Origin of the sequence: Chitinophaga pinensis (assembly GCF_007896845.1) — a bacterium.
GTDB classification, from domain to species: domain Bacteria; phylum Bacteroidota; class Bacteroidia; order Chitinophagales; family Chitinophagaceae; genus Chitinophaga; species Chitinophaga pinensis_C.
Genome location: NZ_VOHS01000001.1, coordinates 162,080 through 178,967 on the forward strand (window position 1 = coordinate 162,080; position 16,888 = coordinate 178,967).

A 16,888-nucleotide genomic window follows, 5' to 3' on the forward strand; every position below is an offset into this window, starting at 1 on the left:
CTTGTCATCTTCCGGGACAAGATAAGTTCCCCTCCATCCAATTGCTTTTTTTGCACATATCCGCTTATTTATCCCCAACACATTAAACATCTTCCTAATCCAACAATACCCTGTAAGCCCCCAAAAAGGGCACATATCCGGTCGCTCCTTATTTAATTCTAACGAATACCTGTACTTTTTTAATCTTTTCTAAATTTTTGGGGTTATACAAAAACTTTCGTAAAAAATACCGGCTTCCTTTAGTATCTTTATACCGTTCCCGAAACAATTACGGTACCTCAACCGCCTGGAGTAAGCGGGGAAGGTGTGCCAAGGTCAAAAAATCTAAACGAATGCAAGAAGTGAAGCAATTGCAAGGACTGTATCACCCGGAATTTGAACATGATGCATGCGGAACAGGCTTTACAGCCCACATCAAGGGCCGTAAATCGCATCAGATCATCCGGGATGCGCTGACCATGTTGGAAAACATGGAACACCGCGGTGCGTGTGGTTACGAACAAAACACAGGTGATGGAGCAGGTATCCTGATCCAGTTACCACATGAGTTCCTGTACGACGAATGCCTGAAAATCGGCATTAGCCTCCCTGAATTTGGAAAATACGGTGTAGGTATGATTTTCTTTCCAAAGGAACCTCGCTGGCGCGAAGAGTGTCGCGAGATACTGGACCGTGCGGCCGAGAAACTTGGATTAGAAATACTGGGTTACCGTAAAGTGCCGGTACGTCCCGATGGGATCGGCGAAGGCGCTCTTTCTGTAGAACCAGAAATTGAACAGGTATTTATCGCCTGTCCTTATCATATTACGGACAACGATATATTCGAACGCAAGCTCTTTGTACTGCGCAACTACGTTTCCAAAACCGTTCGCAATACCGTACCAAAAGAGAAGGCGCTCTTCTACATTCCCTCCCTTTCGACAAAAACAATCGTATATAAAGGTCAGCTGACAACTTACCAGGTACGTCATTATTATGCCGACCTGAGTGACGAGAAAATGGTATCCGCGTTCGCGCTGATCCACTCCCGTTTTGCGACCAATACATTCCCAAGCTGGCGTTTGGCTCACCCGTACCGCTATATTGCGCACAATGGTGAAATCAATACCCTGAAGGGTAACCTGAACTGGTTACGCGCCGGTGAAAAAGACTTCGTGTCCAAATACTTCTCTCAGGAAGAAATGGACATGCTCCTGCCACTGGTAGAAGAAGGTCAGTCTGACTCCGCCAGTCTGGACAACGTTGTTGAGTTACTGATGCTCTCCGGCCGCTCCCTGCCACATGTAATGATGATGCTGATCCCTGAAGCATGGGACGGTAACGACGACATGGATCCGGTGAAGAAATCATTCTACGAATATCACGCCTCTCTCATGGAACCATGGGATGGCCCGGCTTGTATCTCCTTCACAGATGGTAAGATCATCGGTGGTACTCTGGACCGTAACGGTCTGCGTCCTGCCCGCTTCGTTATCACTAAAGATGACCGCGTGATCATGGCTTCTGAAGCAGGTGTACTGCCAATAGATCCTAAAAACGTAAAAGAAAAAGGCCGCCTGCAACCCGGTAAGATGTTCATCGTGGACATGGAACAGGGTCGTATCATCGGTGATGAAGAGCTGAAAAGGAACATCTGCTCTCAGCAACCTTATGGTGAATGGCTGAATAAATATAAGATCCGCCTGGAAGAACTGCCTGAACCAAGGGTTACTTTCACCCATCTGGAACACGATCAGATCTTCAAATACCAGCGCGCTTTCGGTTACTCCACCGAAGATCTGGATACCATCATCGCTCCAATGGCGCTGGATGGTAAAGAACCGGTAGGCTCCATGGGTACGGATGCTCCCCTCGCTGTACTGAGCGATCAGCCACAGCACCTGACCAGCTACTTCAAACAGCTGTTCGCACAGGTGACCAACCCACCAATTGATCCGATCCGTGAAAAGCTGGTAATGTCCCTCGCTACCTATGTAGGTAACAATGGCAACCTGCTCGACGAAGATCCTCTGCACTGTCACGGTCTGGCGCTTCGTCATCCGATCCTGACCAACTTCGAACTGGAAAAGATCCGTAGTATAGATACCGGTCTGTTTCAGGCTAAAACACTCCATACTTATTTCAGAGCCGACGGTAAACCGGGCTCCATGGAAAAAGGTCTGCAGCGTCTTTGCCGCTATGCGGTAGATGCCGTAGAAGATGGTTTCGAAGTAATCATCCTGTCTGACAGGGCGATCGACTCTGAACACGCAGCAATTCCTTCCATACTGGCCGCTTCCGCAGTACACCACCACCTGATCCGCAAAGGTTATCGCGGCCAGGTTGGTCTGATCGTGGAAGCCGGCGATGTCTGGGAAGTGCATCATTTCGCTTGTCTGCTGGGCTTTGGCGTAACTGCCATCAACCCATACCTCGCGCTGAGCACTATCCGCGACATGAAACTGTATGACAAACTGGAAACGTCTCTGGATGTAGATAAGCTGAAAAAGAACTACATCAAGGCTGTATGTGATGGTTTGTTGAAAGTATTCTCTAAAATGGGTATCTCCACCCTGCAATCTTATCAGGGTGCACAGATATTTGAAATATTAGGTATCAACCGTCAGGTTGTAGACAAATACTTTACTGGCGCCGTATCCCGTATACAGGGTATGGGGCTGGATGAAATTGCCCGTGAAACACTGGCGAAACACTGGATGGGTTATGGCCGTAAGGAAACACCTGTACAGCGCCTGACTACGGGTGGTCTCTATCAGTGGAAGAGAAAAGGTGAATTCCACCTCTTCAATCCAACTACCATCCACCTGCTGCAGTATTCAACCCGTATGAATGACTACGGCACCTTCAAAAAATACTCTAAAGCCGTAAACGACCAGAGTGAAAAAGCAGCTACCCTTCGTAGCCTCTTCACTTTCAAACGTACACGTCCTTCTGTTTCTATTGATGAAGTTGAATCAGCTGAAAGTATCCTGAAGCGTTTTGCTACCGGTGCGATGAGCTTTGGTTCCATCTCTCACGAAGCACACTCCACACTGGCAATCGCAATGAACCGTATCGGCGCGAAGAGCAATACCGGTGAGGGTGGAGAAGACGAACTGCGTTACGAGCAACTGCCTAATGGAGACAGCATGCGCTCCGCCATCAAGCAGGTAGCAAGTGCACGTTTCGGTGTAACCAGTAACTATTTAACTAACGCAGACGAGCTCCAGATCAAGATGGCACAGGGTGCTAAACCCGGTGAAGGTGGCCAGCTGCCCGGTCATAAAGTAGATGACTGGATCGCTAAAGTGCGCCACGCTACACCAGGTGTTGGTCTGATTTCTCCTCCTCCGCACCACGATATCTATTCCATCGAGGACCTCGCTCAGCTGATCTTCGATCTGAAGAATGCCAACCGCGCTGCTCGTATCAGCGTGAAACTGGTATCCAAAGCGGGTGTAGGTACCATCGCTGCCGGTGTTGCCAAAGCAAAAGCGGATGTAGTCCTGATTGCCGGTTATGACGGTGGTACAGGTGCTTCTCCGATCAGCTCTATCAAACATGCAGGTCTGCCTTGGGAACTGGGTCTGGCTGAAACACATCAGACGCTGGTTAAGAACAAATTACGTAGCCGCGTAATCGTACAGACCGACGGTCAGTTGAAAACAGGCCGCGACATCGCTATCGCTACCCTTCTGGGTGCAGAAGAATGGGGTGTTGCTACCGGAGCACTGGTTGTTGAAGGCTGTATCATGATGCGTAAGTGTCACCTGAATACCTGTCCTGTTGGTGTTGCAACCCAGGATCCTGAACTGCGCAAGCGTTTCAATGGTAACGCTGATCACGTAGTGAACTTCTTCAAATTCCTCGTGGAAGAATTCCGTGAGATCATGGCGGACCTCGGTTACCGCAAGGTAAATGAGATGGTAGGTCAGGTAGACAGCCTCCAGTTACGTGATAACATCTCTCACTGGAAATACAAATCACTCGATCTGTCTCCTATATTATATAGAGAACCTGCTGCTGAAGAAACAGGACTGTACAAACAGGAAGAACAGGATCACGGCATCAGCGAAGTGATCGACTGGAGACTGCTGAAAGCAGCACAGCCGGCACTGGAAAAGAAAGCACGTGTATTCCAACAGTTCCCTGTAAGAAATACGGACAGAGCTATCGGTACCATCCTCAGTAACGAGATTTCTAAACGTTACGGCGGACCAGGTCTTCCGGAAGATACTATCCACTACAAATTCGTTGGTTCTGCCGGACAAAGCTTCGGTGCCTTCAACACCAAAGGTGTGACACTGGAATTGGAAGGTGAAGCAAACGACTACTTCGGTAAAGGTCTGTCAGGTGCAAAACTGATACTGTACCCTTCTCCTGAAGCTGGCTTCAAAGCAGAAGAAAATATCATCGCAGGAAACGTTGCCTTCTATGGCGCAACCTCCGGTGAAGCGTATATCCGCGGTAAGGCTGGTGAACGTTTCTGCGTTCGTAACTCCGGTGCTACTATCGTAACTGAGGGCGTAGGCGATCACGGTTGTGAATATATGACCGGTGGTAAAGCAGTCATCCTCGGTGAAACAGGCCGCAACTTCGGTGCAGGTATGAGTGGCGGTATTGCTTATGTATATGATGTAAATGGTTCTTTTGCAGGACGTTGCAACAAGGAAATGATCGACCTCGATCCATTGGATCAGGATGACGCAGCCGAACTGCAGGACCTGATCACCAAGCATCATGCTTACACAAACAGTACTGTAGCCAAATTCATCCTGAAAGACTGGGAAAATCAGCTGCGTCACTTCGTGAAAGTATTCCCGAAAGAATACAAGGCTGTTTTGCAGGCAAGCAAGGCTGCTGCACAGAAAGTAGAGAAGTAGTAACATTCTAACACCACCTAACGAAAGAGACAAATGGGCAAACCAACAGGATTCCTGGAATTTACCCGGGAGCTGCCGGGCAAATCTCCTGCAAAGGAAAGAGTCCAACACTATAATGAATTCGTAGAGAAGTTTTCAGAATCAAAGCTGAATGAACAGTCTGCGCGCTGTATGAACTGCGGCGTTCCTTTCTGCCACAGCGGTTGCCCTCTGGGTAACGTGATCCCTGAATTCAACGATGCGGTGTATCACAAAGACTGGAAAGAAGCATACGAAATATTAACCAGTACCAACAACTTCCCGGAATTCACAGGTCGTATCTGTCCTGCTCCGTGCGAAAGCGCCTGCGTACTGGGTATCAATCAGCCTCCGGTGGCAATCGAAGAAATCGAACGCCATATTATCGAGATCGCATTTGACAAAGGTCTCGTACAGGCTAAAACACCAAGAGTACGTACCGGCAAGAAAGTGGCTGTTATCGGTTCAGGTCCTGCGGGGCTGGCTGCTGCAGCACAGCTTAACTATGCGGGTCACAACGTAACCGTGTTCGAAAGAGACGATGCGCCAGGTGGTCTGCTGCGTTACGGTATCCCTGACTTCAAACTGGAGAAATGGGTGATCGACCGTCGTGTAAAACTGATGGAAGAAGAAGGCGTGGTATTCCAGTGTAACGCAAACGTAGGTGTGAATATCGGTGTGAACGATCTGCTGCGTGAATACAACGCGATCGTACTGGCTGGTGGTTCTACCATTCCTCGTGATCTGGGTATCCCGGGCCGTCAGCTGAAAGGTGTTCATTACGCAATGGACTTCCTGAAACAGCAGAACAAACGTGTAGGCAACCGCGAAGTAGAAGGTGAAGACATTCTCGCAGGTGGTAAGAACGTGATTGTAATCGGTGGTGGTGATACCGGCTCTGACTGTGTAGGTACTTCTAACCGTCATGGTGCAGTAAGCGTCACCCAGCTGGAACTCTTGCCAAAACCACCGGGTGAACGTACTTCGTATATGCCATGGCCAACTTATCCTATGGTGTTGAAAACCTCTTCCTCACATGAAGAAGGTGCTACCCGTGAATGGGCTATCGGCACAAAAGAATTCGTAGGCGACGAAAACGGCAATCTGAAAGGATTAAAAATAGTGAAGCTTGAATGGGCATTGGGTCCCGATGGCAGACCAGGTAGCTTTAAAGAAGTTCCGGGTACTGAACAGGAGATCCCTTGCGAGCTGGCATTCCTCGCTATGGGTTTCTTACACCCTCAACATACCGGCTTGCTGGATGAACTGGGTGTAGACAGAGACGAGCGTGGCAATGTGAAAGCAGGTGAGAAAGCCTTCCAGACCTCCATCTCCAAGGTATTTGCCGCAGGCGATATGCGCCGTGGTCAGTCCCTCGTTGTATGGGCAATCAGTGAAGGACGTGAATGCGCCAGAAAAGTGGATGAGTTTCTGATGGGTGCATCACAGCTTGAAAGTAAAGATCATTCTCTGCAGGCAATGGCTGTGTAAATAGCCATTGCTGCGGATCAAGTTATAATCTAAAGATTCTCATAAGCAGGTTTAGATTTTGTTGTAACCTTCAGCCGGGCCGGGTTTTTACCCGGCCTTTTGTTTTCCCTTAATGCTCCGTTAATCATCTGTCTCAAATTTGTATATATATTTGAGCTATAAATCATATATCCCTTACCCTTTACCCATGAGAGCATTTCTATTATTTACTATCGCCGTACTGTTCGTACTTCCTACATTTTCTCAATACAAAAAAAAGGCTGGCTATACACTCGAACCCGTAGAAGACAAACTGGAGACGCCTAAACAATATCAGAAGATCCTGATTGTGGCAGAAGGAAATATGCAGGTTCGTATGTACTCCCAGAATCTCGCACAGGAACTCACCCAATACTTCAAAGACCAGAAAATCGAATGTAAATATGAATTCCTCGGAGATCCATCAAAAACAGATGTCAACGTTGCACTGGAAAAAGCAAAAAGCTGGAAACCTGATGCAATCATGCGCCTGAAACCAACCGTGTCTGAAGAAAAAGCGATCCAAAAAAGGAGGGGTTTCAGCAATGGTATCCCGGAGGCCGACAGGTCACTCAGTCAGCGTTCCGTACTGATCAACGTTTTCAATATCACACTGACTGATGCCATAGAACTGGTATGGTCTGCTAAACTCTCCGCTGCCTATGAAGGCGCAGATGAAGGTATCTATCAACGTGTTGCCAAAGGCATCATGATCGACCTGAAGAAACAAAATGTAGTAAATGGTAAAATACGTCTCGACCCCAGCGATATAAAAGTGCCCATTTTGTAATCGTCGCTGCCCGGTCCCAAAAGACAAAACGCGAAGTAATAAATGCCTTCCCTAAAAACAGTACATTTGTTGCCTATGAGGCAGTTGGTACTTTTATTCATGTTTTGCACAGCAATCGTGCATCACACTTCCGCTCAGGTAGGCAATACAGTTTACGATACACACCAGTACAAAAAGGGCATTTATAAAACATTTCAGGAATTCAGGGCAAATACGCCTTCCATCACCGGAAATTTGGTCGTAAAAAATAAAACGCCGGCAGCACAGGTCTATCTGCTGTCTGCCCCTAATGAACTGCGGATCGTTGATTCAACCGGCAAAGAACAGAAAGTCAAAAAATTCTGGGGCTATTCCGACGGAACCACGATCTATATAAAAGATAATGGTCTGAATAAACTGGAAGAGATCGGCTACTATTGCATTTATCGCATCAGTGCTATCACTTCCGTTCCAGTGAACAGGGCGACCGGAGGGATGGTCTTCGAAAATACACCGCCTCCGGCAGCAGACAAAAGAGTACTTAATCTGGTTACCGGCGATGTATATGATCTGACGCTGTTTAATCTGCGTCGTTACATTCTTCCGCAGGATACCGCCTTACTGCGTGAATTCAATGATGACAAGCAGAATAAGACCAGATTAGTATATTATGTGCAGAAATTCAACCAGCGGAATACGCCGAATTGGTGATATTCCATCAACAGACTTGATATACAGCTTTTTAAATTTATAGCGTCTTGTGAGTAACAGGACGCTTTTTTTATATTTTTCCAACTCAGCAGGTATAGTATTTGTTTGTTTAACCCTGTAAACCAGAATGGCCCTAAAGCGTTTTATTTCAGGAAATTACTGTAAGTAACCTTTTTCATAGTGACAGATCAATCTACAAACGAAGAAAAACATCATGGTCGTCCCTGGTGGCGATGGTTATTGTGGGCGCTTGTCGTCCTGTTGATACTCCCCGTTATGGCAGTATTGCTTTTACAACTGGAACCCGTGCAGGACTTTATCCGCCGGCAAGGGGAACAGTATCTGAAAAAGAAACTCCATACCGACGTGCGCATCGGCTATCTACGCATGCGTGGATGGCAATACCTCGAACTAAGAGATGTCTATGTCTCTGATACCACCTCCAAAGCATTACTCTATTCCGGCTCCCTGAAAGTCAGGTACAATCTGTTGGCATTTCTCAACAATGAGTTACAGGTAAACGGACTGGAATGGGACTCAGTATTGGTCAATGTATACCGTAATCAGGGAGACAGTGTCTATAACTATCAATTCATTGTGGATGCGTTCGTTACAAAAGACAGCATTCCTGATACCCTATCTGCAGAGACAGGTACATCTTTGCAGTTTAACATCAAAGATGTCAGCCTCTCCAAAATACGCTTGCGCTTCGCGGATGCAGAAGAAGGCATGAATGCTATCATCTATTTACGATCCTTACATATAGACCCGGATGACCTGCTCCTCGACGAAGGACTCTACGCATTCCGGGGCATAGAAGTAGACGGACTGAAAGGATTATACACACAGGAGTATCGCCCGAAAACATTGACGTCTGCTGCTCCGCCGCCAACTCCGACTGATACCGCCAGTACGCCTTTCCATCTGCTCCTTAAAAAATTACAGATAAAGAACAGTGCCTTCCTCTATGCAGATCAGGCCAGTGGGATATCTACCGTATGGCGCATCGGAGATCTGCAACTACAGAACTCCAATATTGATATGGACTCTACCCTTGTTCAATTGGGTGGACTGAAAATGGGCAATGTGGCCGGCGTATTTACACTATCCGCAGCAAAAGATACTTCCACACCGTCTCCGGCAGACAGTACCGCTCCCAATACATGGAAAGTATTGGCTACCAAAGCAGAACTGGAACATGTTGACGTCAAATTCGATAATAATACCGCACCTGCCCCAAGAGGAGCAGGCACTGATCCGGATTATAACCATCTCTTCCTTTATAACTTTAATACTGCTGTTTCCAATATCGTTTACAAACCAGACACCATCAAAGCAGTACTTAAGAGACTGGAAGTCAAAGAAAAATCCGGTTTTGCAGTAAAAGAAGGCCGCTTCGATGTACTCTTTACACCGCAGTCACTGGCATTACAGAATATGTTCTTCCAGACCAACAAAAGCCTCCTGCGAAAACACATCGCTGTAACGGTACCATCGTGGGAAACCATGTCGGACAATATGGATCTGATGCAACTCAGAGCTGACATCGATTCTTCACATATTACTTTAGGAGAATGGTTGCCTTTTGTACCCGACTCCCGGAAAAACCCATCAATGAAACCATTGTGGGACAAAGAGATCGATATCACGGCTGCCATAAAAGGCAGTATCGGCAAACTAATTATTGAAACCCTGCGGGTAGTTGATAATAAAGGAAACCGCATACGCGCCAACGGAGAAGTAGCCCATGCTGCCGATCCGGATCATTTCTCCGCGAATCTGCCATCCGTCTATATCGAATCCGGCAACAAAGCACTAAGATCATGGTTGCCTCCGGGCACTATGCCGGATACACCAAGACTACCGGAACATCTGATTATCACCGGTAATGTATTGGGTGGTATGCAGGACATCAAAACACAGTTACAGCTGACCAGTAGTTCTGCAAATGCCCGTCTGGCCGCACACCTTGTGAATATCACCGATAGCATCCGTGCCCGTTATAACGTGAACCTGTCTTCCTTCAGGGTTAACCCCGGCATACTGATGTATGATACTACAATGGGATGGTTCAGTGGGAAAATGCAGGCAAGCGGACAAGGATATACTTTCCCCGGTATGATCGCAAAAGCTGCTGTGAATCTGGATGAAGCAACTTATAACGGCTACACTTACCATGGTATCAATGTCAGCGGCGATATCGACAAGCAACAGTTGCACGCGGAAGGCCAGACCACAGATACAAGCGTTACTATGAACTTTGATGTCAATGCTACTCTGAATGATACCAGTGTCAGTTCTTTACAGGCCAACCTGCAGATGGATAAAGCAGATCTGTATGCCACCAACTGGTATACTGATCCCTTAATGCTGAAAGGTAATCTGAATGCTGACTTCAGCAGCCTCGATCCTAAAAGGCTGGAAGGTAATGCCTTCCTGCATGGCTGGCAGATTGCCACCAACGGACAGGTATTTCCCATCGACACCGTTGCACTGACCGCAAAATATTCCGATCAACAATATCTCTCACTGGAAGGCCCATTCGGATTTATACATGCCAACGGACAGGTAGATTATACCAAAGTAGGAGGCGCCTTCGGACAATTGATCAACAAGCCTTTACAACCTTACGATAGTGCTAAGCTGGTACAATTACCTCCGGGTCAGATACTTCAGTGGAATGCAGCGATCTCCTGGCCCCGCAGTTTAAAAAATATGCTGCCTGGTCTGCGTATGGAGCAACCTTTACTCATTACCGGTCGCCTGAATACAGACAGTAGTCTGATCGCCCTGAACGCATCCCTGTTGAAATTGACATATGACTCTGTTCGGGTAGATAGTGTGAATATCACAGCACAGATTGTTGATACGTCACTGAAAGCAGAGGTGGATATGGCAAGCCTGTATCATCCGATTGCCCCGTTGAATCATACACAATTGAAAGCAGGTGCAACAGCAGGTAAAGTGGACTGGGATCTTTTATTGGACGATATTAAAAGAACCCCCAAATATAAACTGGGTGGCTATGTAACTTTCCTTCCTGCCAATGCAATGGATCTGTCGCTAAAAACAGACCTGCTGCTGAACAAACAGCAATGGAAAGTAGATGAGGGCAATCATATCCGACTGGTGAATGGCGGCCCTGATACTGCCCAGATGACGCTTTCTTATCAGAATCAGTCTATTCAGGTGCAGACACTGAGAGATAGCAGTCAGGGTACACTGCCTCCATTGAGAGCTACTATCAAAGATTTTAAATTGTCCACTATTACAGCATTGCTCTCCGCCGACACATTGCTGGCAAACGGTATCTTAAATGCAGAAGCAAATGTGAGCAACCTTGATAAATCTCCATTGGTGAAGAGCCAGTTGAAAATAGATTCACTGGTATTCAGAGGAACCTCTGTAGGTACTCTGGACGCTAATGTAGAAACCCCACAGCCCGGACAGTATAAACTGGCTGCAAATCTGACTGGTAATCAGAATGATGTGAATGTAGACGGCACCTACGATTCCACAATCAACGCCACTGTTAATATCAATAACCTGAACATGGCCTCTATCGAGGCATTTACCTTCGGAAATGTGAGCCGTATGCACGGTAGCGCAGATGGTAAGTTTACGGTTACCGGTACAACAGACAAGCCTAAAGTATTGGGCAACATTCACTTCAATAATGCAGGTGGTACGATCACTTATGTAGGCACACCGCTTACCCTGCCGGATGAAAATATCCTGCTGGATGACAGAGGCATACAATTCAACCAGTTTGTTGTAGCGGACAGCCTTGGTAATGAAATGGTTGTCAACGGTCGTGTCAATACCCGGGATTTTACCAAATACAATTTCAACCTTACCGTGAACTCCGACAATTTCATGGTGTTGGGCGAACAACAAGATCCTGATCAGTTATATTATGGTCCGGCGTTTATTGATACACGTATCTCCGTAAGAGGCAATATGGATCTTCCAAGAGTAGACGCGAACGTCAAACTCAAAGACAAGTCAAAAGTTACAATCACCCTGCCATCTGAAGAACCGGGCGTAGCTAACAGGGAAGGGGTGATGGTTTTTGTAGATAAATCTAATCCGGTAGATTCTGCGATGATCAGAATGGCGGATAGCCTTCGCTTCCAGAATCCTCGTCTGACAGGCATCAACCTTTCCGGTAATGCAGAGATTACACCGGAGTCAATTATTAAGATCATCATCGATCCGGTGAACGGCGATTATGTACAGGCACAGGGTACAGCAAGTATCAATGCCACTCTGGACGCCAGTCAGAAAATGAGTCTGACCGGACGTTATGAGATCTCAGAGGGTAAATACGAAATGTCCCTCAATCAGCTGATCAAACGTTCTTTCAGCATTGAAAAAGGAAGCACCATTACCTTCAGTGGTGACGCTATGGATGCTGATCTGAATATCACGGCCCGTTATACGGTTAATGCAACAGCCGCCGATCTCGTACAGGACCAGTTATCCAATCCAAATATGTCTGAGACTGACAGAAACCGGTACAGACAGAAGCTACCATTCTACGTATACCTCCGTATCAAGGGGCAGATGATGAAACCGGAAATCTCCTTCGAACTGGATATGCCGGAATCTGAACAGAATGCATTTAGTGGAAGTGTATACAACCGTCTCAAACAGATCAACCAGATACCATCTGAACTGAATAAACAGGTGATGGGCTTACTGGTACTCAACAGTTTCATTCCTGAAGATCCATTAGCCGGTGATGGTGGTGGTAGTGGAGACTTTGGTGTAAGCAATATGGCCCGCCAGAGTGTGAGCAAAATCCTGTCACAACAACTGAACAACCTTGCTGGTAACCTGATTAAAGGAGTGGATCTGAACTTTGATGTGGAATCAAGAGAAGACTATTCTTCCGGCTCCGCACAGGAAACAACCAACCTGAAAGTGGGCGCCTCCAAAAAACTGTTCAATGAACGCCTGTCTGTGTCTGTGGGTTCGAATGTGATGTTGCAAGGTGAAAATCAAGCTAATCCATCTTCACTCGTCGGGGATATTTCTATCGAATATAAACTCACAAAAGATGGTCGTTACCGTGTAAGAGTATATCAGCGTAATGACAACAGTACTGTGATAGAAGGACAGGTGGTAGAAACAGGCGTTGCCTTTGCTTTGATCATGGATTACGATGAGTTCCGGGAAATATTCCACAGAGCGAAATCGCAACAGAAAACCGAAAGACTCCGCAATAAGAAAACCGTGACCAAAAAATAAAATGATCAAAGGATACAACCATATATCATCCACTGTTATTGCAGCTCTGGTTGCCCTGTGCATCAGCGCCTGTAGCACGACTAAGTCCGTCCCCGAAAACGATCGCCTGTATACAGGCGCCACGATAAAATGGGAGGGAAAGAAGCCAAGAGACTATGGCACCCTATCCGCAGAAATGAGCGGTCAGACCAGACCAAAGACAAACCGGAAGTTTGCCGGTATGCCCTTCAGGCTCTGGTTCTATAATCTTGGAAAAGAGCCTAAAGGAAAAGGGCTGAACTATCTGTTGCGGAAAAAGTGGGGAGAACCGCCTGTATTATTAAGTAGTGCGAAACCAGATTATACATCCAATGTATTGGAACAGTATCTGGTTGATAATGGCTTCTTCCAGTCTGCGGTAGCTTCCGAGATCAAATACAGCGGAAAGAAAAAAGCATCTATTACTTATACCGTTACACCGAATCACCGGTACCGTATCAAGAGCGTGACTTACGAAACGGATAGCAGTGATCTGGGTAAAGCAGTGGCTGCAGCAAAGGAGGGAAGCTCCCTGAAATTGAACCGTCCGTACCGGCTGGATAGTGTCGTAGCAGAACGAAACCGTGTACATAATATATTAAAGGAGCAGGGCTACTATTACTTTACACCTGATCACCTGCTGGTAGAAGTGGATAGTACCAACAATGGCATGGTTGACCTCTATCTCAAGGTCAAAGACGAAACCCCTATAGCTGCACGAAAGCAATACAGGATGAAGAATATAACATTGTATCCTAACTACTCTCTGGATAATGACTCTCTCAGTCGCAGAGGTACCCCGGTACAATATCATCATATCAGGATCGTCGATTCTACTAAGAAATTCAGACCCAGTGTCTTTGACCGTTCCGTGTTCCTGAAACCGGATAGTCTGTACAGACTAAGTGATCACAGCACAACCCTGCGTCGTCTGACAGACCTTGGCACTTTTAAATTTGTTAAAGGGCAATTCCGTACGGTAAGAGGAGATAGTTCAAAGCTGAATGCCAGCTTCTTCCTGACACCTTACCCACGCAGAAGTTTATCCGCCGAGTTAAGAGGAACCTCAAAATCAAACAACTTTGCCGGTTCTGAAGTCAGGATCACTGCACGCAACCGTAACTGGCTGCATGCTGCCAATCTGTTGGAAATCACTTTGGCAGGTGGTCTGGAATGGCAGGTAGGCGGACGTACTACGGCCAACAATACAACACTGAGAGGTGGTAACTCTTACAATATCAAAGCAGAAGCAGCGGTAACGATTCCACGTTTCTGGCAACCTTTGTTCAATTTTAATGTAAAGACACCTTATGTGCCCCGCACCCGTATCAGCCTGAGTTATGAGCTGTTCAGCCGTAGCCAGCTGTATAACCTGAACGCCTATTCATTCCAGTTCCAGTATATCTGGCGGCAAACACAATATCTGGAACATAAGTGGTCGCCGGTAGCCATTACCTACGTACTGCCTACCAGTACTACAACAGGTTATGATAGTATATTATTGAATGATCCCAGCCAGCGGGCAGCTATTGAAAAACAGTTCATACTGGGAGGAAATTACAGTATCACTTTCAACAATCAGGCGGACAATCGTGTGCATAGTTTTTATCTGAATGGTGATCTGGATTATTCCGGTAATCTGGCAGGTTTGATCATACCAAAGAAAGACAGCGCTAAGACAATCATCGGTGCTCCTTTTGCACAATATGTGAGACTGACAGCCGATCTGCGTCATTACTGGAAACTGAACCGGAAACTCACATGGGTAAATCGCCTGTATGCCGGTTTTGGTATGCCATATGGTAACTCTACCACACTACCTTTTGTAAAACAATACTTTATTGGAGGTAGTAGCAGTCTTCGTGGCTTCCGTGCCAGAACATTGGGTCCGGGTTCATACAGAGATAGTACCAGTCAGTACCTCGCGAATGAAGCAGGGGATATCAGGTTGGAATATAACTCCGAGTTACGCGCAAAACTGACAGGCATTTTTAATGCAGCTGTATTCATAGATGCAGGTAATATCTGGCTCAAACAGGATGTACCGACTAAACCGGGCAGTAAGTTTAAGGCAAGCACTTTTGGTAATCAGATAGCGGTAGATGCAGGTGCCGGTCTTCGTGTAGATGCCTCTATTATAGTGGTAAGACTGGATCTCGCATTCCCCTTGCGTAAACCATGGCTGCCATCTGATGAAAGATGGGTCATAAAAGATATTAAGTTCGGCGATCCTGACTGGCGAAAAGAAAATCTCATTCTGAATATTGCGATTGGATATCCTTTCTGATTTCTTTACCTTGGGCGGGGATACCCCGCCCTTTTTTTTAAAATGACCTATGATGACAATGAAATATACACGCAACACAATGCTCCTGCTCAGTGCATTATTTTTATTAGCCTCCTGCAGCAGGAAGATCACAGAAACAGGCAAAGCATCTTATTATGCTGACAAGTTTGAAGGCCGCAAAACTGCCAGCGGAGAGGTATTCAAACAGGGTGGGCTGACAGCTGCACATCGCACTCTGCCATTTGGAACCAAAGTGACTGTTATCAATGTGGCTAATGGTCGCTCGGTAAAAGTTCGTATCAATGACCGTGGACCATTTGCTGAAGGTAGAGTGATAGATCTGTCAAAGAAAGCAGCAAAGCGTATCGGCATGCTTACAACAGGCGTAGCTCCTGTGGAGATAAAATACAAGAAGAAGAAATAACGAAGGCATTCATAAATGAGAAAGGCGACACCATCATCTGGTATCGCCTTTTTTTATTGGAAACCTAAAACATATCAGGCGTGTACGCCTTCACCTATTTCTTCCACCATCTTTCTGCAGAAGGCCGGTAAATCGTTCGGATTACGGCTGGTCACCAGTCCATTATCCACAACTACTTCCTGGTCAACCCAGTTAGCGCCTGCATTTGTCAGATCTGTTTTCAGGGAAGGGTAAGAAGTAACCGTTCTGCCTTTCAGTTCACCTGTTTCTATCAATGTCCATGGACCGTGACAGATAGCAGCAATCGGTTTACTATCATCAAAAAAGCCGGAAACAAAATTAACTGCGTCCTGATTTTCTCTCAGGTGATCAGGATTCATTACACCACCCGGCAGGACCAGCGCATCATAATCTTTCGCATTTGCCTGATTAACTGTTTTGTCAACAGGATAAGTATTACCCCAGTCTTTTTCAGCCCAGGCTTTCACTTCTCCATCATGTAGCGAAATTACATCTATCTGCGCACCCGCCTCTTGCAATGCCTCACGTGGCTGTGTAAATTCAACTTCTTCAAAGCCGTCAGCCACAAGAATGGCGACCTTCTTATTACTGAGTTTGTTTTCCATAATCTTTCCGTTTTATGGTTTTTTAGGTAATAATACTTGTTCGGACTACTATCTATCAACAACAAAAACGGTTCCTATTGGGAAATCCGCGCCAGCAAAGGAATTAACTCATATAGGTGTATGAACATCAACTTGCTCGTTGTGCATTTATTTACTCAGAGTAATGTTTAGATTACTCATTTAACTCACATTTATCGCCTGATTGTTCTATTTTTTTTGGAATTATTATACGGCTAATGTTACTTGCATCGCAATCAGTTTTACCTTATTCTCATTAAAAGACGCGACACTTGCTATAACGCATCTGAGAATGCATATTTAGATCAGAGGTTTACTGCAAATGGTTTTTGTGAATGTAAAGTAATGTGAGAGAAAGCTGAGTAATTGTTATATATCCAATCTCTATTAATT

The 16,888-nt window shown here is 46.1% G+C and carries 8 protein-coding genes; 7 read left to right on the plus strand and 1 reads right to left on the minus strand.

What is annotated here, in order from left to right:
• Positions 1–332: 332 nt before the first annotated feature.
• The 7 genes from gltB to FEF09_RS00740 all read left to right on the plus strand — a co-directional run bounded on the left by gltB (position 333) and on the right by FEF09_RS00740 (position 15,851).
• Positions 333–4,862 (plus strand): glutamate synthase large subunit, encoded by a 4,530-nt coding sequence (gene gltB, locus FEF09_RS00710; RefSeq protein ID WP_146302917.1) that lies wholly within the window; start codon positions 333–335, stop codon positions 4,860–4,862.
• Between the two features lie 33 nt (positions 4,863–4,895).
• Complete coding sequence (locus tag FEF09_RS00715; protein ID WP_146302919.1) at positions 4,896–6,371, plus strand: glutamate synthase subunit beta; 1,476 nt, start codon at positions 4,896–4,898, stop codon at positions 6,369–6,371.
• A gap of 187 nt (positions 6,372–6,558) precedes the next feature.
• Entirely contained in the window at positions 6,559–7,179 is a 621-nt protein-coding gene (locus FEF09_RS00720; RefSeq protein ID WP_146302921.1) for a hypothetical protein, read from the plus strand.
• Positions 7,180–7,254: 75 nt separating this feature from the next.
• Positions 7,255–7,869 (plus strand): hypothetical protein, encoded by a 615-nt coding sequence (locus tag FEF09_RS00725; RefSeq protein WP_146302923.1) that lies wholly within the window; start codon positions 7,255–7,257, stop codon positions 7,867–7,869.
• Positions 7,870–8,049: 180 nt separating this feature from the next.
• Positions 8,050–13,122 carry a translocation/assembly module TamB gene (locus FEF09_RS00730; protein ID WP_146302925.1) on the plus strand — a complete coding sequence of 1,691 codons (5,073 nt, stop codon included), beginning with the start codon at positions 8,050–8,052 and terminating at the stop codon, positions 13,120–13,122.
• A gap of 1 nt (position 13,123) precedes the next feature.
• Positions 13,124–15,427 (plus strand): BamA/TamA family outer membrane protein, encoded by a 2,304-nt coding sequence (locus FEF09_RS00735; protein WP_146302927.1) that lies wholly within the window; start codon positions 13,124–13,126, stop codon positions 15,425–15,427.
• 58 nt (positions 15,428–15,485) lie between these two features.
• Positions 15,486–15,851, plus strand: a complete 366-nt coding sequence (locus FEF09_RS00740; protein ID WP_261387274.1) for a septal ring lytic transglycosylase RlpA family protein — start codon at positions 15,486–15,488, stop codon at positions 15,849–15,851.
• Positions 15,852–15,925: 74 nt separating this feature from the next.
• Here FEF09_RS00740 and FEF09_RS00745 read toward each other — a convergent pair whose 3' ends face one another.
• Positions 15,926–16,477 (minus strand): type 1 glutamine amidotransferase domain-containing protein, encoded by a 552-nt coding sequence (locus FEF09_RS00745; RefSeq protein ID WP_146302930.1) that lies wholly within the window; start codon positions 16,475–16,477, stop codon positions 15,926–15,928.
• Positions 16,478–16,888: the final 411 nt, after the last annotated feature.